Source organism: Janibacter massiliensis (assembly GCF_900289115.1).
Taxonomy (GTDB): domain Bacteria; phylum Actinomycetota; class Actinomycetes; order Actinomycetales; family Dermatophilaceae; genus Janibacter_A; species Janibacter_A massiliensis.
Genome location: NZ_LT985196.1, coordinates 2072805 through 2093037, shown reverse-complemented (window position 1 = coordinate 2093037; position 20233 = coordinate 2072805). Strand labels below are relative to the sequence as shown.

Sequence of the window (20233 nt, the reverse complement as noted above, 5' to 3'; positions counted from 1 at the left end):
CATGAAGAGGGTCGAGGACGACGCCGCGGCGAGTGCGCTGGCCGCCCGCCTGAACGGGGTCGACCGCAAGAAGCCGATCGTCGTGGTGACGACCTCTTCGGGACGCACCGAGCCGTGGATCGACGTCAGCATGATCGAACGTGAGCTCGACGGCCTGGCCGAGGTCGTCCTCATGCCGACCGGCCCGTTCACGTGGTCCTTCTCCGCCGCGATGCCACCCATGACGCAGGTGTACGGCGGCGCCGGCAGGGTCTATCCGATCGGGCTGGAGTGGGCGTCGAGGCCGAGCCTGTCACCCCTGCGGTTCGCCTTCAGCGAGGCTGAGGGCGCACGTGCGACCGAGCTGCTCATCGACGACGCGGTGGGGATGGCTGCACAGGCGGGGCTCATCGGGGGTGGGCCGCCCGCGCGGCGCCGTGAGGTCACGGGTGTCGTCAAGGGCATCATCGCGGGGAGGGCGATTATCGAGCTGGGTTCCGGGGGCGTCGCCTCCATCGCACCGGCGCTCGCGGTGGAAGCGGTCGCCATCGAGCGACAGTTCCGGGTAGGCCAGGCGGTGGCTGGCTTGCACGACTCCCGCACGGGCTGGCTCGACGTGCGCAGGGCGGTGCTGGCGCCGCGGGATGCGCTCGACGGCTACGGCGTGGGGGACGTCGTCCTCGCGGAGGTGGGCGAGGTCGTAGAAGCGGAGGCCGAGCTGTTCCTCCATCCGCGGCAGGCGGTCACGGTCACGCGTGACGCCATCACCGGGAACGACCTCGACGACCTGCGTGCGCTGTTGTCGAGAGGAGAGGTTGTCGTCGCGCGGGTGACGACCGCCGGGGCGCGGTGGTCGTTGTCGATGCTGGACGTCGACGACGACGAGGAGCCCGTGCCCGCGGCCAGCCTGCTGCCCGGTGGCCCGCCGTGGCTGATGCCGCCGACGGACGAGGCGAGCCTCCTTGCGGTCGAGCAGGTGGAGGACGAGCCGGCGCCGGTCGACGCACCTCCCGCGGTGGAGACAGCGACGACGGAGACCGACGCGTCCGTGCCGCCGAACCCAGCCGCGCCCGCCGTGGTGCACCCCGAGCCCGTGGTGCCGACGGCCCTCGCGCGACCTGCGCCGACCCCGCGGTTGCTCGACCGGTCAGGGCGGTACGACGACGCCGTTCCGCCCCCGCCCGAGACGGTGAACCCCGCCCCGTCGTCCGTCCCTGCGGCCGATGCCGCGCCCGTGGCTCCGATCCCCGCCGACCAGCCCGGGGTGCCTGCTCCACGGCCTGACGCCGCCACGGCCGCGCTCGAGGCGCAGGTTGCCGCCCTGCGGCAGGAGAACGCCGCCTTGGCGGCGGAGATCGCGCTTCTTGGGGCTGAACGATCGCGACTGAGCGTGCAGGTGGAACGGCAGAAGGAGCAGCTGCAGGCTCAGCGGACGATGCTTCGCAAGGCCAAGGGCTCTCCGAGCGCAGCGGCCGGCCCCCAGTTCGCCGATGCCGAGCAGGGTTTCCGGTACGACGTGCTCACGTCCTGGGCGTCGCGGACGCCCGTGGGGGAGCAGGGATCGCTGCCGCTGCCGGACTTCCGGATCGGTCCGTACTTCATCGATGCGCTCCAGCGACTGCAGGGCATCAAGCAGGCGAAGGTCGCCGATGTCGTCGTCGAGGTCGTGACCGACCGCGCGAAGGATCTGCCCGGGCGGGAGTTGCACCAGTACCGCGAGGCGGACGGCGGGAACGCGCCCGGGGTCCGTCGCTCCACGGACGACGCCGTCATGTGGCGCGTCAACCTCCAGACGAACAGCGCATCGGCCCGGCGGCTGCACTACTGGGTGCTACCCGGAGGCGAGGTCGAGCTGTGGCACGTCGGCACGCACGACGAACGCCCCCCGCTGGCGTGAGGTCCGGCGGCGAGCGCAGGGTCGGCGGCGCCTCGCTGCCCCACAGATCAGGACACCCGTCCGAGGCGCGGCTCCGCCCGACGACGAGAGGGCTGGGCCGCCCGCTCGTTCACGCGACCTCGGACCACCCTTGGCATTCGGCCCACTCGACGAGGACCTCACGTGCCTTCTTCTCGATCTGACGGATGCGCTCGCGCGTCACGCCGAAGTGCTGGCCGATGGCCTCGAGCGTCATCGGCTCACCCGTCGTGATCCCGAACCGCATCTGGAGCACCTCGACGGCCCTGACGCCAAGACCGGGGGTGCCCTCGAGATGCTCGAACGCCGCAGCTAGGAGCGTCTCCGCCCCGAGGCGGGAGACCAGCAGGTCGACCGGGTTGTCGGCGTCGTCCTCGACGTCCAGGTCCTCCACGAGCGTCTCGAGGCTGACATGCCGGTGGCGGGTCGTCGCCGCAGTGGCAACCTCGCGCGCGCTCGCTCCACCGAGCGCCTCGGGCGTCCGCACTGCCTCGTCCCACGTGAGCCCCGCGTTCCGGCGCGCAGCGTCGATGGCTCGAGCCGTGTCGAGCACGTGGACCGGGAAGCGGATGAGGCGACCCTCGTCGTCCGCGGCCCGACCGATCGCCTGCCGGATCCACCACGTGGCATACGTGGAGAACTTGGTTCCTGCCGTGTAGTCGAACTTCTGCACCGCCCGGATCAGGCCGAACATGCCCGCCTGCTGCAGGTCGTCAAAGGTCATGCCCCCGTGCGCGCGGAGCAGGTACTTCGCAGCGAGGCTGGCGACGAGCCGGGTGTTGGCGAGGACCATGCGCTCGAACGCCTCGTCACCCTCGCGCACCACGTGCTCCAGGGCTCGTCGCTCGGTTCGCTTCCGCTCGACCGGCTCATCCAGGGCCGCTCGGGCGAGGACGCCGGCCTCGATCCGCTTGGCGAGCATCACCTCGTCCTCGGCGGTGAGGAGCGCGACCTGCCGGCACCGCTGCTGGAACGCGCTGGCGCCGATCGACGGCGAGTCCTTCCACTCGTCGTCCGCCGTCGGACCGGCGACCCACGGCGTCGGGTCCTCGGCTGGGTCGCTCGTTGGGGCCGCCGGGACGAGGCGTGCACCCTCACGGAACGTGTGCTCGACGATCGAGGCGAAGGTGGCGTCGGTGAGCCGGGCGTCGGCGGCGACTTCCGAGGCGTCTGCGACGTGCGCGTCGCGGGTGGTCGTCATCACAAGGACATGCCTACCGGCGAGGTCCGACAACGCTCCGGCCGTAGCCCGGGGGCCGGTGCTCGAGCCCGGGCAGGCGGTCAGCCGGCGCGGTCGCCGTCGATGCCGAACGCGCCGGCCCGCCGGAGACGGGCCTCGAGGGACTTCTCCGTGCGAACGGCGAAGGTGTTCGTCAGGTGTGTCTTGTCCCGCAGCACGATGGTGTTGTCGATGATGGGCGCCGACGTGCCCCCGTGAACGGTGGCGCGGTTGATGAGGTCGTTCATCGAGACGAGCTCCATGTCGGTGCCCTTGACCGCCTCCCGCATCGCGGGGGTGGTGCTGCCGTCCCAGTCCTTCGTCCCGCGGCGGCCGAAACCGCAGTAGGTGCGGGCGTTGAGCTTCTCCCGCCGCGCGGTCGCGAGGCATGCCGGGACCCCATCGGCGAGGCGGGCCTCGGAGGGATCGGGCTTCGGGGTGTCGGCGACGAGGATGACCTTCCCCGCCCCGGCCTTCCGCAGCCTGCGGTTCGCATCACGGATGCCCTCGGCCGACACCCGGGAGGTCGTCGACATGAGCACGAGGTCCGGGCGGTCACGCCTGACGTGCGCGAGCACCTTCGCCGAGTACGCCCTCGACGAGCGCGTGGTCCCTTCCCGGAGGAAGGCGAACGCCGTGCCGGACCTCGTGCGCGGGTAGAGGCGCCATCCGTGCCTGCTCCCGATCGTGGACAGCGGCGTCCACCACTGGGCCATCATCGAGTCGCCGACGAGGTACACCTTGACCGGACCCTCGCCGAAGGATCGTGTCGAGGGTTCTGCCGCCTCCGCGAGCCGGTGGTCCTGCGAAGGGTAGATGGAGGCGACATCGTCCACCGCGGCCTCGATCGCGGGCCTGATCGCCGGGTTGCCAGCCCAACGGTTGTACCGAGGGCGTGGTGCCTGGCGGCGCGGCGCGCGGTCGCGGGAGACGGACCGGGCGGGCTTCTGCGTGGCGGTCTGGGTCTCGCGCACCGGCCGGGGACCGGGGTCGTCCGAGCGGGCACAACCCGCGAGCAGGCAGGGAACGAGAAGGACGATGGCCAGGAACGCCCCCACCATCTCCCTGCGGTTCATCCGCCACCCTCCGTCTCGAGCCGCGTGCGCGCCCATCATCGGCGACGATGACCGTCTCCGGCGAACCGGGCCGGGCCGCGAGTGCGCCGAACGCCCACGCCGTCGACCCACCCTACGGAGGGTGATGGCCCGCTCCACGCCTCACTACCGTCGACGTCATGACGGCCCCGCCCGCCCGCTCCGACGCCCTCGCCCGCCGCCTGCTGACGTCCGGGGTGCTCTTCGGCATCGGGGTCGCCGCCTTCGTCGACGAGACGGTCTTCCACCAGCTGCTCCACTGGCACCACTTCTACGACCGGTCGACCACCCGGGTGGGTCTCGTCTCGGACGGCCTGTTCCACGCCTTCGGCTGGTTCACGGCGGTCGCCGGGCTGTTCCTCCTCGCCGACGTCCGGCGGCGCGGGGGTCCCCGGCTGCCGCGGTGGTGGCCCGCGGTCGCGATCGGGGCCGGCGGTTTCCAGCTGTTCGACGGCACGATCAACCACAAGCTGCTCCGCGTCCATCAGCTGCGGTACGAACCGATCCCGATCACCACCCCCGGTGGTGGCCCGTACGAGCCGGTCGACAACCTCGTCGTCTATGACGTCGTGTGGTTGATCGTCGCCATCGCGCTCATCGTCGTCGGAACCTGGCTGTGGCGGTCGGGGTCGCGCGGTCGCGGGGCGGCCCGTGCATGAGCACGCGGCGGGGTCGTCGATCCCGCTGACCGCGGTCGTCCTGGGCGGGGCGCTGCTCGTCCTGCTCGGTGCCTACCTGGCCGCGGTCGTGGCGGGCGCCCGGCGGGGTCGACGATGGCCGGTGTGGCGCACCGGGTGCGCGTCGCCGGGGTGGTGTGCGGCCTGGTCGCGGTCGGGCCGCTGGGCTCCGCCGCGCCCCACGACTTCGTCGCCCACATGTGGGGGCACCTGCTGCTCGGGATGGCCGGGCCGCTGCTGCTCGTCCTGTCCGCACCCGTCACGGTCGCGCTGCGCGGGCTGCCCGTGCGGGCGGCCCGTTCGCTCTCGGCGGTGCTCGCCAGCCCGTACGTCCGCACCATCGCACACCCGGTGACGGCGGCGACGCTCAACGTCGGTGGCCTCTGGTTGCTCTACACGACTTCGCTGCACGGCTGGATGCACACCTCGAACGTGTGGCACCTCGTCATCCACGCGCACGTTCTGCTCGCCGGATGGGTCTTCACCGCGGCCATCCTCCAGGTCGACCCGGTCGCGCACCCGACGAGCCATCGGTTGCGCGCCGGGGTGCTCATCGGCTTCCTCGCGCTCCACTCGATCCTCGCCAAGCGCATCTACGCCCACCCGCCCGCGGGGGTTCCCACGGGCGAGGCGCAGGCCGGTGCGCAGCTCATGTACTACGGCGGCGACTACATCGACGTCGTGCTCATCGCCCTGCTCTGCCTCGACTGGTACCGGCGCGCCGCGGTGACCAATCCCGTCCCGCCAGCGGCCGTCTCCGCTCGATCCTGACAACGGGCACGAGGAGGGTGTAGAGGTGTATCACGGGTGTATCGTGGGTGCATGGCGCTGAACATCAAGAATCCCAAGGTGCAGGAGCTCGCGCGGCGGGCTGCCGAGGCGACCGGCCGCACCCAGGTGTCGGTGATGGAGGAGGCTCTCGAGCGGTTCCTCGCCGGGGCCACGCAGGTGCGTACCACCGACGCCAACGACCGGGCGCGCACCCTCATCGCGCAGCTCCAGGCCGAGTTCGGTCCCGAGGACCTCGCTGGGGCGCACGCCGATCTGGCCGACCTGTATGACTCGGACGGACTGCCTCGATGATCGTCGACACGTCGGCCCTGGTGGCGATCGTCATGGGCGAGTCCGACGCAGACCTCCTGGTGGAGACCCTCCTCGGTGCGACGTCACTGTCCATCTCCGCCGCTACGTACGTCGAGTGCGGGATCGTCGTCGACCGGCGAGCCAGCCCGGCCGGTCGCCGTCGGTTCGACGAGCTCCTGCGCGTCCTGGGGGTCAGGGTGCGGGACGTCGCTGCGGAGGAAGCCCGCGTCGCGCGGGCGGCCTATCGAGACTTCGGACGGGGCAGCGGGCACCCGGCTGGCCTGAACCTTGGCGATTGTTTCAGCTATGCCGCCGCCATCACCGCCGACGAGCCGCTCCTGTACAAGGGTGAGGACTTCGCACACACGGACGTTCGGCCTGCCCTCAGCAGGTGATGCACATGTCAGGCGCTGACCACGCGAGAGGGCCGGCGCCACTCCGTGGCACCGACCCTCTCGCGTTCACCGCTCGATCAGATGTCGAAGTACATCTCGAACTCGTGCGGGTGCGGACGGAGCTGCAGGGGCGCGACCTCGTTCTCGCGCTTCCACGCGATCCACGTGTCGATGAGGTCCTGGGTGAAGACGTCGCCCTCGAGCAGGAACTCGTGGTCGGCCTCCAGGGCCTTGAGCACCTCGGGCAGCGTCGTCGGGACCTGCTCGATCGCGTCGTGCTCCTCGGGGGGCAGCTCGTAGAGGTCCTTGTCGATCGGCTCCGGCGGCTCGATGCGGTTCTTGATGCCGTCGATGCCCGCCATCATCTGCGCCGCGAAGCACAGGTAGGGGTTGGCCGACGGGTCGGGGATGCGGAACTCGACGCGCTTGGCCTTCGGGTTGTTGCCCGTGATCGGGATGCGGATGCACGCCGAGCGGTTGCGGGCCGAGTACACGAGGTTGATCGGGGCCTCGAAGCCCGGGACCAGGCGGTGGTAGCTGTTGGCCGTCGGGTTGGTGAACGCGAGCAGCGCGGGGGCGTGCTTGAGCAGGCCACCGATGTACCAGCGCGCGATGTCCGACAGGCCGCCGTAGCCCTGCTCGTCGTAGAACAGCGGCTCACCGTCCTTCCACAGCGACTGGTGGGTGTGCATGCCCGAGCCGTTGTCACCGAAGATCGGCTTGGGCATGAACGTCACCGTCTTGCCCAGCTCCCACGCCGTGTTCTTGATGACGTACTTGAACTTCATGACGTCGTCGCCGGCCTGGAGCAGCGTGTTGAACCGGTAGTTGATCTCCTGCTGCCCGGCCGTGCCGACCTCGTGGTGGCTGCGCTCGACGGTGATTCCGACCTTGTTCAGGTTGAGGCACATCTTGTCGCGGATGTCGGCGAAGTGGTCCACCGGCGGCACGGGGAAGTACCCGCCCTTGAACCGCGTCTTGTACCCCTTGTTGCCGCCCTCCTCCTCGCGGCCGGAGTTCCACGCGGCCTCGATGGAGTCGATGTGGTAGTAGCTGCTCTGCGCCTTCGTCTCGAACCGGACGTCGTCGAAGGCGTAGAACTCGGCCTCGGCGCCGAAGAACGCGGTGTCGGCGATCCCGGTGGACTTCAGGTACGCCTCGGCCTTCGCCGCGATGTTGCGCGGGTCGCGCGAGTAGGGCTCCCCGGTGAACGGGTCGACGATCGAGAAGTTCATGATGAGCGTCTTCTCTTCCCGGAACGGGTCGAGGTAGGCGCTCTTCGGGTCCGGCACGAGCTTCATGTCCGACTCGTGGATGGCCTGGAAGCCGCGGATCGAGGAACCGTCGAACATCTGGCCCTCGGTGAAGAAGTCCTCGTCGAGCGTCTCGGCCGGGACGTTGAAGTGCTGCATGATGCCGGGCAGGTCGCAGAAGCGGATGTCGACGAACTTGACATCCTCGTCCTTGATGTAGGCCAGCACCTCGGCGGCGTCGGTGAACACACCATCCTCCTGGGGTGGGTCGTCGTGGTCGGTGTCCACCTTACGTTCGGGCCGTGTCTCCGCCGTGACCCGCGTGTTTCGGCCGTGTTACAGGCGCGAGCCGTCTCACATTCCAGAACCCCGCGGTCGGAGGGTGAGATCGTCGGTCGGCGGGCTAGGGTCCTCATCCGTGACGACCGACGACTCCGACGCCGCCGCGCCGACCGACCCCGGCCACGCGCAGCTCGGGCGTCGGGTGCTGGCCCTCGCCATCGACTGGGCCGCGTGCAACCTCATCGCCTTCGGGCTCGTCGCGCGGGTGTGGGACATGCCACCGGAGTGGCGCTCCTTAGGTCCGCTGGTCGTCCTGCTGGTGGAGAACGCGGTGCTGGTCGCCCTTGCCGGCGGGACGCTCGGCCATCGACTGATCGGGCTCGGCGTGGTGGCGCCCGGTCGCGCTCGGCCCACCCTGGTCCAGTCGACGATCCGCGCCGTGCTCCTGTGCCTGCTCGTCCCGGCAGTCGTCATGGACGGCAACGGCCGAGGGCTGCACGACATGGCCGCGGGGACGATCCTCCGCAGGACCCAGGAGTCCGGCCAGGCCTGAGGCGTCGGCCCCGGACCTACCGGGCGAGAACTGCGGGCCGGTCGCGGCCCCACCCTTCACCTTCGCTCCGCGAGCGACGTCGAACACGCCCATAGGGATAAGGTGGCGTTATCGCTGACCATGTATTACGTTATGCATCGGTCACGAGCCCCAGCGTCAAGACCCGGCTGGCTGGGCGGCAACCCTCTGATGCAGCGGGGTGCACCGGGACGACGACCAGGCCGGTGCCCGCACCGGCAAGTGCACGCGGCCACCACCTGCGACCTCCGAGGAGCCCAGATGTCCACGACGCCATCCACGCGCGGGACCACCGTCGTCGAGCTGGCCACGCCCGCCGGTGTCGAGCCGCACCGCCCCACGCGCCGGCCCGCGTCCCCGTCGGCGTCCCGACCCCGGTTCGGTGTTCCGCCGCTCCTCGGACGGATCGGGCTGCGCCTGCTGTCGGCAGCGATCCTCGTGCTCCTGTGGTGGGCGGTCTCTGCCGCCGGCGAGCCGGATCCAACCCTCCGGCCATCGCCCGGGCTCGTCTGGCAGACGCTCGTCGACCTCTCCAGCCCGGCCAGCGGCGGATACAACGGCCTCACCTGGTGGCAGCACCTCGAGGTGAGTCTGCAGCGGGTCGGACTCGGCGCCGGGTTCGGCATCGCGGGGGGCCTCATCCTCGGACTGCTCATGGGTGTCGTCGCACCGCTGCGGATCGCCGTCGAACCCCTGCTCACCTTCGTCCGCAACCTCCCGCCCCTGGCGTACTTCAGCCTCGTCGTCATCTGGTTCGGCATCGACGAGACCCCCAAGGTCATCCTGCTGGCCATCGCCGCCCTCCCGCCGGTCGCCGTCGTCACCGCGGGCGCGGTCCTGGGGGCTCCCCGCTCGCTCCTCGAGGCGGGCCGATCGATCGGCCTCGGGCGCGCGGGCGTCGTACGGCACGTCGTCATCCCGTCGGCGCTGCCGGAGGTGCTCACCGGCATCCGGCTCTCGGTGGCGATCGCCTACTCGTCCCTCGTCGCCGCGGAGACCGTCAACGGGCTGCCGGGCATCGGCGGGATGGTGCGTGACGCGCAGGCCTACAACAACACCGCCGTCGTCGTCGTCGGCATCCTCGCCATCGGCTTCTCCGGCCTGCTCATCGACAGTGCCATCGCCGCCGTCGCCGACCGCGTCGCGCCGTGGCGCGGCAACTCCTGACCCATGACCTCCAAGATCCATCCACCGAAAGGAAACACCGTGTCCACCACGCCCTCGCCCCAGCTCACCCGCCGCTCGGCCCTCACCGCCGCGGTCCTCACTCTGGGGCTGGGTGCCGCCGGCTGCTCCACCTCCTCCACGAGCTCGAGCAAGGGCAAGGGCAGCAAGACGGTCATCCGGATCGCGTACCAGAAGTTCCCCAGCGGGGACCTCATCGTGAAGAACCAGAAGCTGCTCGAGAAGGCCCTCCCGGACTACACGATCGAGTGGAAGGCCTTCGACTCCGGCGCCAGCATCAACACCGCGTTCATCGCCGAGGCGGTCGACATCGGGGCGATCGGCTCCAGCCCGGTCGCCCGAGGTCTGTCCGAGCCGCTGAACATCCCGTACTCGGTCGCCTACATCCTCGACGTGGCCGGCAAGAACGAGGCACTCGTCGCGCGGAACGCAGCCGGGGTGTCGTCAGTGAAGGACCTGCGGGGCAAGCGCATCGCCACCCCGTTCGCCTCGACGGCGCACTACAGCCTCCTCGCCGCGCTCGATCGCGAGGGCCTGTCCGACACGGACGTCACGCTCGTCGACCTCCAGCCCCAGGACATCCTCGCGGCCTGGAAGCGGGGAGACATCGACGCCGCGTACGTGTGGCTGCCGGTCCTGGAGACGCTGCGCAAGGACGGCAAGACTCTCGTCACCAGCGCCGAGCTGGCCAAGGGCGGCAAGCCCACCCTCGACCTCGGGGTCGTGAGCAACACGCTGGCCGCCGAGCGCCCAGAGGTCATCGACGCGTGGCGGAAGGTCCAGACCGAGGCCACGACGCTCATCCGGGAGAAGTCGGATCAGGCCGCGAAGGCGGTGGCCGCCGAGCTGGGCGTCACCCCGGAGGAAGCCTCGGGCCAGCTGTCCCAGGGAGTGTTCCTCTCGCCGCAGGAGCAGACCAGCGCCACGTGGCTCGGCACGGACGGCGCGCCGGGTGCGGTCGCGAAGAACCTCCACGACGCCGCCACGTTCCTCGCCGGACTGGACAAGATCCCGGCAGCCCCAGCCGAGGACGTCTTCCGCAAGGCGATCTACACGAAGGGCCTCCCCGGTGTCCTCGGCAAGTGACGACGACGCGCCCGTGCTCGAGGCGCGCGGGGTCGTCCATCGGTACGGCTCCGGCCGGACCGCGACGACGGCGCTCGGACCGGTCGACCTGACCATCCGGCGGGGCGAGTTCGTCGTCGTCGTCGGGGCGTCCGGATGTGGGAAGAGCACGCTGCTGCGCCTCGTGGCCGGCTTCGAGGACCCCACCGAAGGGACGGTCCTCGTGGATGGCGCGGCCGCTCGACCGGGCCGCTCGGGCATCGTCTTCCAGCAGCCGAGGCTCCTGCCGTGGCGCACCGTCGGTGGAAACATCGACCTCGCTCTCGCCACCGGGGGAGTCCCGGCGGACGAGCGCACCGCCCAGCGGGAGGCCCTCCTCGAGCAGGTCGGTCTGCCGGGCGTGTCGCACCGGAGGACGTGGGAGCTGTCGGGCGGTCAGCAGCAGCGGGTCGCCATCGCCCGCGCGCTCGCGGTGCCCTCGGACCTGCTGCTCCTCGACGAGCCGTTCGCCGCGCTCGACGCGTTGACCCGCGAGCGCCTGCAGGAGGACCTGCGCGGCTCGAGCGCCAGCCGGGACCGGACGTCGATCTTCGTGACGCACAGCGTCGACGAGGCGGTCTTCCTCGGGAGCCGCATCGTCGTGCTGTCCCGCTCACCGGGTCGGATCGCCCTCGACGTCCCGGTCCCGCTCCCGCGCGACGGTACCGACCCGCTCGCCGTCCGTTCCCACCCGCAGTTCGCAGCCCTCCGGCAGATCGTCAGCGCCGAGCTGCGCGCCGCCGCCGCCTGATCAGACCAGCCTCGACGAAAGGACCGCCATGACCACCATCGCCACCGCGCCCGCGACCCCGAGCCTCCGAGCCGGGCTGGAGCTCGAACGGCTCGGGCCAGGCTTCGGCGCCATCGTGCACGGGATCGACCTTCGGCGTCCGACCGAGGTCCAGATGGAGCAGCTCCGCGGCGCCCTCGTGGAGCACAAGGTCCTCTTCTTCCGCGGGCAGGACCTCGCCGACGCCGACCAGGTCGCGTTCGCCTCCCGGCTCGGGAAGCCCACCGCAGGCCACCCGGTCGCCGCGACCGCCGCGGCCCACGCCGAGATCTACCCGATCGACAGCACGGACCCGGAGTTCTCGTTCTCCGACGAGTGGCACACCGACGTGACCTTCATGCAGACCCCTCCGGCGGCCTCCGTGCTGCGGGCGGTGCGGCTGCCGGACACCGGCGGCGACACGAGCTGGGCCGACTCGCAGCTGGCCTACGAGTCCCTCTCGGAGCCCGTGCGCCGCCTCGTCGACGGGCTGACCGCCGTCCACGACGGGAACCGGGAGTGGGGGGCCTACCTGCGCCGCCATGGCGGGCGCGGCAACGAGTGGGACGGCCGGACGGTCACCGGCCTGACGCCGGTCGAGCATCCCGTCGTGCGCGTGCACCCCGTGAGCGGGCGGCGCGGGCTCTTCGTCAACCCGGGGTTCACCTCGCACATCGTCGGCGTCTCGGACGCCGAGAGCCGGGGGATCCTTGACCTGCTCTACGCACACCTGACCAAGCCCGAGCACACCATCCGGCACCGCTGGGCGGTCGGGGACGTCGGGGTGTGGGACAACCGCTCGACGGCCCACTATGCGAACAGGGACTACACCCAGCCCAGGGTCATGGCCCGCGTGACGATCAGGGGCGACCGACCCGTCGGGCCGACCACCTGACCCCGGTGGTGGACCCGACGCGGCGCTGCGGGGTCAGCGGCCTCGCAGCGCCCGTCGGTCCATCCGGGCACGGGTCGGGTCGACGCCCGCGGGGATGTTCTGCCGCATCCCGGGGATCGACCGCAGCCGCTTGTTGACCACGGCCATCTCGTCCTTGCTCAGCACGGGCTTGAGCCGCGTCAGGGTGCGGGTGATCTTCGAGACCGGCAGGTCGTCCTCGCCGGTGCCGACGTGGAAGGTGTGGACCGCGACGCCGGGCGCGACGCGCTCGACCTTCTTCTTCTCCTTGGCCAGCAGCTTCTCCGCCCGACCACGCGGACCCTCGGCGAGCAGCACGACACCCGGCCGGCCGAGCGCGCGGAAGACCAGCGCGGTGCTCGCGAGGTCGCCGCCGCGCTGGGCCTCGGCCGCGACGGGCTCCTGGTCGGTGTACCACCCGCGCAGCGAGCCCATCGCCCCGGAGGTCGCCCCCGGCTGGCCCTCGATCTGCTTGTACGCCGCCTTCTCACCGCGGCGGCCGAGGACGACGATCGCGGCGACGACCGCGAACGGCAGAGCGATGAGCAGCCCGACCCACCAGGGCCCGAAGAAGGATCCGATGAGCGTGCCGAGCAGGAGGACGACGACGGCGGCGCCGACCATCCACAGGCCGATCTGCGGATCGACCGGCTTGATCGTCCGGTAGACCGTCACCATCTGCTTGAGCGGGTTCTGCTTCTTGCCCGCGCCGTCGGTCCCCTCCGCTGCCGGTGGCTTCCTCGCGCCCTTGGTGGCGGCCGTCGCGCCCGTGCTCTTCGGGGCCTTCGTGTCCTTGCGTGCCATCGTGGGTCGGCTCAGCTCTCTGTCGATCCGGCCGCGACGAGGGACGCGGCCTCCTGTCGGGCGGGGGAGGAGTTCTCGGCCAGGTGGGCCAGGTGCTCGGGCACGGGTCGGCCCCAGCGGCGCATCGCCTGCGCCCACAGCCGACCGGCACGGTACGACGAACGCACGAGCGGCCCGGCCATGACGCCCTTGAACCCGACCTCCTCGGCCAGGTCGCTCCAGTGGAGGAACTCCTCGGGCTTGACCCACCGGTCGATCGGGTGGTGCGTCGGCGACGGCCGCAGGTACTGCGTGATCGTGAGGATGTCGCAGCCGGCGTCGTGCAGGTCGCGGATCGCGGCCTCGATCTCGTCCTCGCGCTCACCCATGCCGAGGATGAGGTTCGACTTCGTCACCAGCTCCGCATCGCGCGCCATCGTCAGCACGCGCAGCGACTTCTCGTAGGTGAACGCCGGGCGGATCCGCTTGAAGATCCGCGGCACGGTCTCGAGGTTGTGGGCGAAGACCTCGGGCCGGGCGTCGAACACCTGGCCCACGAGCTCCGGCCGCGCGCCGAAGTCCGGCGGCAGGATCTCGACGCCGGTGGTCGGATTCATCGCGTGGATCTCCCGGATCGTGTCCGCGTACAGCCTCGCCGCACCGTCCGGCTGGTCGTCGCGGGCCACGCCCGTCACGGTCGAGTACCGCAGCCCCATCTGGCGGACCGACTCGGCGACCCGTCGGGGCTCGTCGAGGTCGAGCGCCGCAGGCCGGCCCGTCGCGATGTCGCAGAAGTCGCACCGCCGCGTGCAGACGTCACCGCCGATGAGGAAGGTCGCCTCGCGGTCCTCCCAGCACTCGAAGATGTTCGGGCAGCCCGCCTCCTCGCACACCGTGTGGAGCCCGCCGCCCTTCACGAGCGAGCGGATCTGCGTGTACTCCGGGCCCATCTTCGCGGTCGTGCGGATCCAGCTCGGCTTGCGCTCGATCGGGGTCTGCGCGTTGCGGGCCTCGACACGGAGCAGACGACGGCCCTCGGGGGCGACGGTCACGTGCTCTCCTGCGGAACTCGGGGGCGGTCCGGGGTCGCCGGACAGGGACTCCAGCCTACGCGCCGGGGCCGCGGGCGGGGCCGTCGGGCCGCCCCCACGGCACCGGGCGGGAGCGCTAGATTGGACCCGAGGCCGGAAGCCCGGCCGGAGCCCGCGTGCCGACGCCGGGTCGGCCGCGCCCGTGGGAAGGACGCCACATGAGCGAGAACCCCAGGAACGCCGAGCTGACGGTGGACGAGCCCATCGGCGTGATGACCGCCGACGAGTGCTGGCAGATGCTCAAGGAGAACGAGTTCGGCCGTCTCGCCTTCCACCTGGCCGGCGAGGTCCACATCACGCCGATCAACTACGCGGTCGACAACCGGACGATGCTCTTCCGGACGGCGGAGGGCAACAAGCTGCTCGGGGTCGTCATGAACGCCGACGTCGCGTTCGAGATCGACGACTACACGGACGACACCGCGGCCAGCGTCATCGTCCGCGGCCGTGCCCGCGTCCTCGAGGGCGACGAGGTCTACCGTGCCGAGTCGCTGCCGCTGCGACCGTGGGTGCCGACCGTGAAGAACGTCGTCGTCGAGATCGAGCCGACGGAGCTGAGCGGCCGCCGGTTCCGGCTCGACAAGCCGTGGACGCACCTGCACTGACCAGGCGCGAGCGTGCCCCGCTGCGACCCCGAACCCCTCAGGCGAGGACGTCGACGAGGTGCCGCTCGAGCACCGGCAGCACCTCCGCGACGGGGACGTCCCGACCGAGCTCCCGGCTGAGCGAGGTCACCCCGGCGTCGGCGATCCCGCACGCGATGACGTTGTCGGCCCACGACAGGTCTGGGTCGCAGTTGAGCGCGAACCCGTGCATCGTCACGTCCCGGCTCACCCGGATGCCGATGGCCCCGACCTTCCGGTCCGGCCCCCGGTCGTCGGCGAGCACCCAGACGCCGCTGCGGCCCTCGACGCGGTCGACCGCGACGCCGATCTCGGTGCACGTGCGGACCATCACCTCCTCGAGGCGCCGGACGTGCGCGACGACGTCGACCGGTGACGGCAGCCGCACGATCGGGTACCCCGTGATCTGGCCGGGACCGTGCCACGTCACCTTCCCCCCGCGATCGACGTCGATGACCGTGGTCCCGTCGAACGGCCGCTCGTGCGGCTCGGTCCGCTTGCCGGCGGTGTAGACGGCCCTGTGCTCGAGCAGCAGCACGGTGTCCTCCCGCAGCCCGTCGGCGACCTCCGCGTGGATCCGACGCTGCTCGTCCCACGCCTGCGTGTAGTCGACGGTGTCCGGCGAGAAGCCAAGGTGCTCGATCCGCATGACCGGCATCCTAGGTGTGCGTGACGCAGGTCATAGCGCTGGCTGCCGCCGGCCGGGCCTGTGGACAACCGCCCGGCAGGACGGGTCAGGTCCGGCACCGTGGAGACGTGCGACGCGAAGAGGGAACGAGGACGACGCCGGGGCGACCGGACGGCCACGAGCCGCCGGAGGTGCCCGGGTACGAGATCGACCGGTACATCGGCGGCGGCGGCACCAGCCACGTCTGGGCGGGGTGCTGCTCCGCGGACGGGGGCGCCCGCGCGATCAAGATCGTCGCGGCCGACGCGAGCGAGCACGCGATACGGGAGTTCGCCGTGCTCCAGGACCTCGCCGTCGACCACGTCGTCCGGCTGCACGAGACGATCAGTCTCCCCGGCGGGCGGATCGCGCTCGTGCTCGATCTCGCCGAGGGCGGCAGCCTCGCGGACACCGTGAGCGCCCGGGGCCACCTGTCCGCCGGGGAGACGGTGACGGTCCTCGCGCCGGTCGCCCGCGCCGTCGCCGGGCTCCACGCCACGGGGATCGTGCACGGCGACCTCACCCCGGGAAACGTCCTGCTCGACCTGTCAGGCCGGCCGGTGGTCGCCGACCTCGGCGTGCCCCGGCTCGTCGGCGAGGCCCCCGGCCCGACGTTCGGGACCGACGGGTGGACCCCTCCCGAGGTGGAGGCCGGGGGAGACCCCGTGGCGGCGTCGGACGTGCACGCCCTCGGGGTGCTCGGGTGGTACTGCCTCACCGGCGCGATCCCCGCCCTCGCACCCGCCCGCAAGGACCTGGCCGAGCTCATCCACGCGCCCGTCCCGGTCCCGCTCGTCGAGGTGATCCGGCGGTGCCTCGCGGCCGACCCCGCCGACCGTCCGTCGGCGGCCGACGTCGCGACCGCGGTCTTCGACGCCGCCGAGCCCGAGCCCATCCGCCTCGTCGTGGGGGAGAGTGCGGTCCGAGGCCTGACGCGGCGCATCCGGGAGGGCTCCCGCGGGGAGCCGGCCGGGCCGGGTCGGTGGTGGGACGACCCTGTCCCGACGGTCGAGGTCCCGATGACTCGTCGCGAGCGACGGAGGGCCGAACGCGCCCGCACCCGCCGCGCCGAGAGCAGCGGGCCCCCGTCGGCTGCGCGCCGGGTGGTGTCGGGCAGGGCCGCGATCCTGGTGGCGTCCGTGATGCTCGTCGGCGCCGCGGCGGTGCCGTGGGACCGGGTCGCCTCGCGAGCCGAGGCGACCCCGGCCGTGGCCCCGCCGGGAGCAGCGTCCGCGGAGGCGCCGTCCCCAGCGAGCCCGCCGGCGTCCGGCCCGCCCTCGACGGGACGGTCGTCCGCGCAGCCTCGCGGCACGGTGCCTGCCCTGTCCGACCGCTCCGCGCCACGACGTCGGCCGGGAGCCGTCATCGCGGCCCTGGCCCGGCTGCGGGCGGAGGCGATGAACGCAGGGAGCCCCGAGATGCTGGCTCGGACGACCGTCGACGGCTCTCCGGCGGCACGGACCGACCGCGCGCTGCTGCGCCGCCTGGACCGCACGGGCACCCGCTACTCCGGGGTGGCCTTCACGGTCGACGCGTCGCGGGCGATCCGGGGACCGGCCGGTGGACGGGCCACGGTCACCGCCGTCGTCGCGACGGCGCAGCACGCGCGGCTCGGCGCGGACGGCACGCGGGAGGCAGTCCGCGCGGAACCGGGCCGCCGGCTCACGTTCGAACTGCGGTTCGACGACGGAGCCTGGCGGATCAGCGCGATCCGCTGAGGCCGGTCACGCCTCGGAGCTGCCGGAGTCGTCGGCCGGCGTCTCGGGCTCCTCCTGGGGCGGCTGCTCCAGCTCGAGGGCCCATGTGAGGGCGTCGGAGAGTGTTCCGTGCTCGAACGTGAAACCGCTGCCCAGGAGCACCGACGGGATGGCCCGTTGGCTCGCGAGGAGATCATCGGCGAACTCGCCCGCGACGAGTCGCATGGCGGGGGAGGGAGCCGGGATGAGGGTCGGGCGGTGGAGCCGCTGCCCGATCATGTGCGCGAGGTCCCGCTGGGGGATCGGGGCGGGGCCGACGACGTTGACGGGGCCGGTGATCTCGGGCCGGTCGAGCAGGTGGAGGATCGCCCCCACCTCGTCGACGAGGCTGATCGTGGGCCACCACTGCTTGCCGGACCCCAGCGGGCCACCGAGACCCGCCCGCGTGAGGCGACGCAGCTTGGCGAGCGCGCCGCCGTCGGGTGCGAGGACGATCCCGGTCCGCAGGACGGCGACCGACACCCCCGCGTCCGCGGCCTCGGCGGTCGCTGCCTCCCAGTCCCGGCAGACGTCGGCGAGGAAGCCGTCGCCCGGTCCCGACGTCTCCGACAGGACCGAGTCGCCACGGTCGCCGTAGTAGCCGACGGCCGAGGCGTTGAGCCACCGGGTGGGCCCCTGGTCCTGCGCCGCGAGGGCCGCGAGCGTCCGCGCGAGGAGCGTCGTGCTCTCGACCCGGGAGGAACGGATCAGCTCCTTGTACGACGACGTCCAGCGATGGTCGCCGACGCCGACCCCGCACAGGTTGACGACTGCGTCCGCGTCGCCGAGGTGCGCCGGGTCCAGGGCGCCCTCGCTCGGGTCCCACTGGCGCTCGTCCGCCCTCGTCGGCTCGCGCCGGACGAGGCGGGTGACCTCGTCGCCGCGGGCCCGCAGCGCATCGACGAGGGCGGAACCGATGAGGCCGGACGCGCCGGCGACGACGACGTGCATCAGACCTCGAACGCACCACCCTCGAGGCGGTCCTTGACCGTCCCGAGGAACCTGGCGGCGTCCGCACCGTCGACGACCCGGTGGTCGTACGACATCGCGAGGTACATCATCGACCGGACGGCGATGGTCTCGCCGCCGTCGGCGTCGGTGACGACGACGGGGCGCTTGACGATCGCGCCCGTCCCCAGCATGCCGACCTGCGGCTGGTTGAGGATCGGGGTGTCGAAGAGGGCGCCGCGGCTGCCGGTGTTGGTGATCGTGAACGTTCCCCCCGAGAGGTCGTCGGGGGTGATCTTGTTCGTCCGGGTGCGGTCGGCGACATCGGCGATCGCGCGTGCGAGGCCGGCGATGTTGAGGTCGCCCGCGTGCTTGACGACCGGCGTGAGCAGCCCGCGCTCGGTGTCGACGGCGATGGAGAGGTTCTCCTCCCCGTGGTACACGATCTCGTCGCCCTCGACGCTGGCGTTGATGCCCGGGTGCGCCTTGAGCGCCTCGGCCGTCGCCAGCGCGATGAACGGCAGGAACGACAGCTTGGTGCCCTCGCGGCGCTCGAACTCGGCCTTCGCCCGGTCCCGGACGCGAGCGACCTTCGTCATGTCGACCTCGACGACCGTCGTCAGCTGCGCCGAGACCTGGAGCGACTCGACCATCCGCTGCGCGATGACCTTCCGCAGCCGGCTCATCTTCTCCCGCGACCCGCGCTTGGCCGGGTCGACCGTGGAGCGGTTGCGGTCGCCGGTCGAGGCCGCCTGCTGCGCGGCCGACTCCTGGGCCGGGGCCGCCTGCTGCGCGGCCGGCGCCGGGGCGCTCGCCGCCTTCGCCTTCTCGGCCGCGTCGAGGACGTCCTGCTTGCGGATGCGGCCACCGACGCCCGTGCCCTCGACGGAGGCGAGGTCGACGCCCTTGTCGGCCGCGAGCTTGCGGACCAGCGGCGTGACGTAGGCCGACGCATCGCTCCGGTCCGCAGACTCCTGCGGGGTGTTGGGCGTGGACTGCGCCTGCGGTGCCGGGGCCTGGGGCTGGGACTGCTTCCGCTCAGTGGGGTCGGCGGGGCCGCCCTCGCGGGAGGAGTCCTGCTCCGGGTCGGCGTCGCCGGCTGGCGAGTCGTCGGGGTCGCCCGCCTCGCCGTCGGCCGGGAGCGCCTCGGCGGCGCTGTCCTCGTCCGAACCCTGCGGCTCGGCGGGCTGCTCGGCCGTCTCCTCGGCGGCCTGCGGCGCCTGGGCCTCCGACGCCTGGGCCTCCGACGCCTGCGCCGCGGGCGCCGAGTCGCCGCCGCCGATGACCGCGAGGTCGGCACCGACCTCGACGGTCTCGTCCTCCTGCACGAGGATCGTGCGGAGCGTCCCCGCGACCGGGGACGGGATCTCGGTGTCGACCTTGTCCGTGGAGACCTCGAGGAGGGGCTCGTCGACGGCGACCTCGTCGCCCTCGGCCTTGAGCCAGCGGGTGACGGTGCCCTCCGTGACGGACTCGCCGAGGGCGGGCATCTGGACGGTCGTGCCCTCGCCACCGGCGTCGCCGGTGTCGGCGGTCGGCTTCTCGGCGGGCTCCGCGCGCTCGGTCGAGGGCGCCTCGTCGGGCTCGTCGGCGCTCTGCTCCTGGGCGGGCTCGCCGGGCGCCTCGTCCTGCGCGGCGTCGGCCGCCTGCTGGGCCGGGGCGGCCTCCGCGTCCGCGGAGTCCGACGACCCCGAGTCGGCCGCGGGGCCGTCCCCGATGACGGCGAGATCGGCGCCGACCTCGACGGTCTCGTCCTCCTCGACGAGGATCTCCTGGAGCGTCCCCGCGACGGGCGAGGGGATCTCGGTGTCGACCTTGTCGGTGGAGACCTCGAGGAGCGGCTCGTCGACGGCGACCTCGTCCCCGACGGACTTCAGCCAGCGGGTCACGGTGCCCTCGGTGACGGACTCGCCCAGGGCCGGCATGGTCACGCGCTCAGACATGAA

The 20233-nt window shown here is 72.1% G+C and carries 20 protein-coding genes and 1 riboswitch; of the genes, 12 read left to right on the top strand and 8 right to left on the bottom strand.

Annotated features, from left to right (window positions below):
• Nucleotide 1: 1 nt before the first annotated feature.
• Nucleotides 2-1876: a hypothetical protein gene (locus DAA34_RS10190; RefSeq protein WP_106819033.1), complete on the top strand. Its 1875-nt coding sequence runs from the start codon at nt 2-4 to the stop codon at nt 1874-1876.
• A 109-nt stretch (nt 1877-1985) separates the two neighbouring features.
• Here DAA34_RS10190 and DAA34_RS10185 read toward each other — a convergent pair whose 3' ends face one another.
• Both DAA34_RS10185 and DAA34_RS12155 read right to left on the bottom strand, forming a co-directional pair.
• A complete protein-coding gene (locus DAA34_RS10185) occupies nt 1986-3095 on the bottom strand; it encodes a sigma-70 family RNA polymerase sigma factor (RefSeq protein WP_158707701.1) in 1110 nt (369 codons plus the stop codon).
• A gap of 80 nt (nt 3096-3175) precedes the next feature.
• A complete protein-coding gene (locus DAA34_RS12155) occupies nt 3176-4189 on the bottom strand; it encodes an SGNH hydrolase domain-containing protein (protein WP_158707700.1) in 1014 nt (337 codons plus the stop codon).
• 158 nt (nt 4190-4347) lie between these two features.
• Between DAA34_RS12155 and DAA34_RS10175 the strand changes: the two genes are divergently transcribed.
• The 4 genes from DAA34_RS10175 (at nt 4348) to DAA34_RS10160 (ending at nt 6362) form a co-directional block, all read left to right on the top strand.
• Nucleotides 4348-4866 (top strand): DUF2243 domain-containing protein, encoded by a 519-nt coding sequence (locus tag DAA34_RS10175; RefSeq protein ID WP_106819027.1) that lies wholly within the window; start codon nt 4348-4350, stop codon nt 4864-4866.
• Nucleotides 4867-4989: 123 nt separating this feature from the next.
• On the top strand, nt 4990-5655 hold the full coding sequence (locus DAA34_RS10170; protein WP_234354209.1) for a cytochrome c oxidase assembly protein: 666 nt from the start codon (nt 4990-4992) through the stop codon (nt 5653-5655).
• A gap of 51 nt (nt 5656-5706) precedes the next feature.
• Nucleotides 5707-5967 carry a type II toxin-antitoxin system VapB family antitoxin gene (locus DAA34_RS10165; protein ID WP_106819025.1) on the top strand — a complete coding sequence of 87 codons (261 nt, stop codon included), beginning with the start codon at nt 5707-5709 and terminating at the stop codon, nt 5965-5967.
• Entirely contained in the window at nt 5964-6362 is a 399-nt protein-coding gene (locus DAA34_RS10160; protein ID WP_106819023.1) for a type II toxin-antitoxin system VapC family toxin, read from the top strand. Before DAA34_RS10165 ends, DAA34_RS10160 begins: the two co-directional genes overlap by 4 nt.
• 77 nt (nt 6363-6439) lie before the next feature.
• Here the strand turns inward: DAA34_RS10160 and glnA are convergent, their stop codons facing one another.
• The gene (glnA, locus tag DAA34_RS10155) at nt 6440-7864 is read right to left on the bottom strand and encodes a type I glutamate--ammonia ligase (protein ID WP_106819021.1); all 1425 of its coding nucleotides are present in this window, start codon (nt 7862-7864) and stop codon (nt 6440-6442) included.
• A 169-nt stretch (nt 7865-8033) separates the two neighbouring features.
• On the opposite strand from glnA, the gene DAA34_RS10150 reads away from it, so the two are divergent.
• The 5 genes from DAA34_RS10150 to DAA34_RS10130 all read left to right on the top strand — a co-directional run bounded on the left by DAA34_RS10150 (nt 8034) and on the right by DAA34_RS10130 (nt 12421).
• Nucleotides 8034-8450 (top strand): RDD family protein, encoded by a 417-nt coding sequence (locus DAA34_RS10150; RefSeq protein ID WP_158707699.1) that lies wholly within the window; start codon nt 8034-8036, stop codon nt 8448-8450.
• A gap of 139 nt (nt 8451-8589) precedes the next feature.
• Nucleotides 8590-8699, top strand: a riboswitch (SAM riboswitch).
• A gap of 30 nt (nt 8700-8729) precedes the next feature.
• The gene (locus DAA34_RS10145) at nt 8730-9635 is read left to right on the top strand and encodes an ABC transporter permease (protein WP_106819017.1); all 906 of its coding nucleotides are present in this window, start codon (nt 8730-8732) and stop codon (nt 9633-9635) included.
• Between the two features lie 39 nt (nt 9636-9674).
• Complete coding sequence (locus tag DAA34_RS10140) at nt 9675-10739, top strand: taurine ABC transporter substrate-binding protein (RefSeq protein ID WP_234354208.1); 1065 nt, start codon at nt 9675-9677, stop codon at nt 10737-10739.
• Nucleotides 10723-11508 (top strand): ABC transporter ATP-binding protein, encoded by a 786-nt coding sequence (locus DAA34_RS10135; RefSeq protein WP_106819012.1) that lies wholly within the window; start codon nt 10723-10725, stop codon nt 11506-11508. The genes DAA34_RS10140 and DAA34_RS10135 overlap by 17 nt, the downstream gene beginning before the upstream one ends.
• A gap of 28 nt (nt 11509-11536) precedes the next feature.
• The gene (locus DAA34_RS10130; RefSeq protein ID WP_106819010.1) at nt 11537-12421 is read left to right on the top strand and encodes a TauD/TfdA dioxygenase family protein; all 885 of its coding nucleotides are present in this window, start codon (nt 11537-11539) and stop codon (nt 12419-12421) included.
• A 33-nt stretch (nt 12422-12454) separates the two neighbouring features.
• Here DAA34_RS10130 and DAA34_RS10125 read toward each other — a convergent pair whose 3' ends face one another.
• Together DAA34_RS10125 and lipA are read right to left on the bottom strand one after the other, a co-directional pair.
• Nucleotides 12455-13243 carry a DUF4191 domain-containing protein gene (locus DAA34_RS10125; RefSeq protein WP_106819008.1) on the bottom strand — a complete coding sequence of 263 codons (789 nt, stop codon included), beginning with the start codon at nt 13241-13243 and terminating at the stop codon, nt 12455-12457.
• 11 nt (nt 13244-13254) lie between these two features.
• Nucleotides 13255-14274, bottom strand: a complete 1020-nt coding sequence (gene lipA / locus DAA34_RS10120) for a lipoyl synthase (protein WP_106819006.1) — start codon at nt 14272-14274, stop codon at nt 13255-13257.
• A 197-nt stretch (nt 14275-14471) separates the two neighbouring features.
• Here lipA and DAA34_RS10115 point away from each other — a divergent pair, with 197 nt between their 5' ends.
• The gene (locus DAA34_RS10115) at nt 14472-14918 is read left to right on the top strand and encodes a pyridoxamine 5'-phosphate oxidase family protein (protein WP_199847449.1); all 447 of its coding nucleotides are present in this window, start codon (nt 14472-14474) and stop codon (nt 14916-14918) included.
• Between the two features lie 37 nt (nt 14919-14955).
• Here DAA34_RS10115 and lipB read toward each other — a convergent pair whose 3' ends face one another.
• Nucleotides 14956-15585 carry a lipoyl(octanoyl) transferase LipB gene (gene lipB, locus DAA34_RS10110; protein ID WP_106819004.1) on the bottom strand — a complete coding sequence of 210 codons (630 nt, stop codon included), beginning with the start codon at nt 15583-15585 and terminating at the stop codon, nt 14956-14958.
• A gap of 107 nt (nt 15586-15692) precedes the next feature.
• Here lipB and DAA34_RS10105 point away from each other — a divergent pair, with 107 nt between their 5' ends.
• A complete protein-coding gene (locus tag DAA34_RS10105) occupies nt 15693-17321 on the top strand; it encodes a serine/threonine-protein kinase (protein ID WP_158707698.1) in 1629 nt (542 codons plus the stop codon).
• A gap of 6 nt (nt 17322-17327) precedes the next feature.
• Here the strand turns inward: DAA34_RS10105 and DAA34_RS10100 are convergent, their stop codons facing one another.
• A complete protein-coding gene (locus DAA34_RS10100; protein WP_106819000.1) occupies nt 17328-18290 on the bottom strand; it encodes a TIGR01777 family oxidoreductase in 963 nt (320 codons plus the stop codon).
• Nucleotides 18290-20230, bottom strand: coding sequence for a 2-oxoglutarate dehydrogenase, E2 component, dihydrolipoamide succinyltransferase (gene sucB / locus DAA34_RS10095; protein WP_106820081.1), 1941 nt, complete (start codon nt 20228-20230; stop codon nt 18290-18292). The genes DAA34_RS10100 and sucB overlap by 1 nt, the downstream gene beginning before the upstream one ends.
• Nucleotides 20231-20233: the final 3 nt, after the last annotated feature.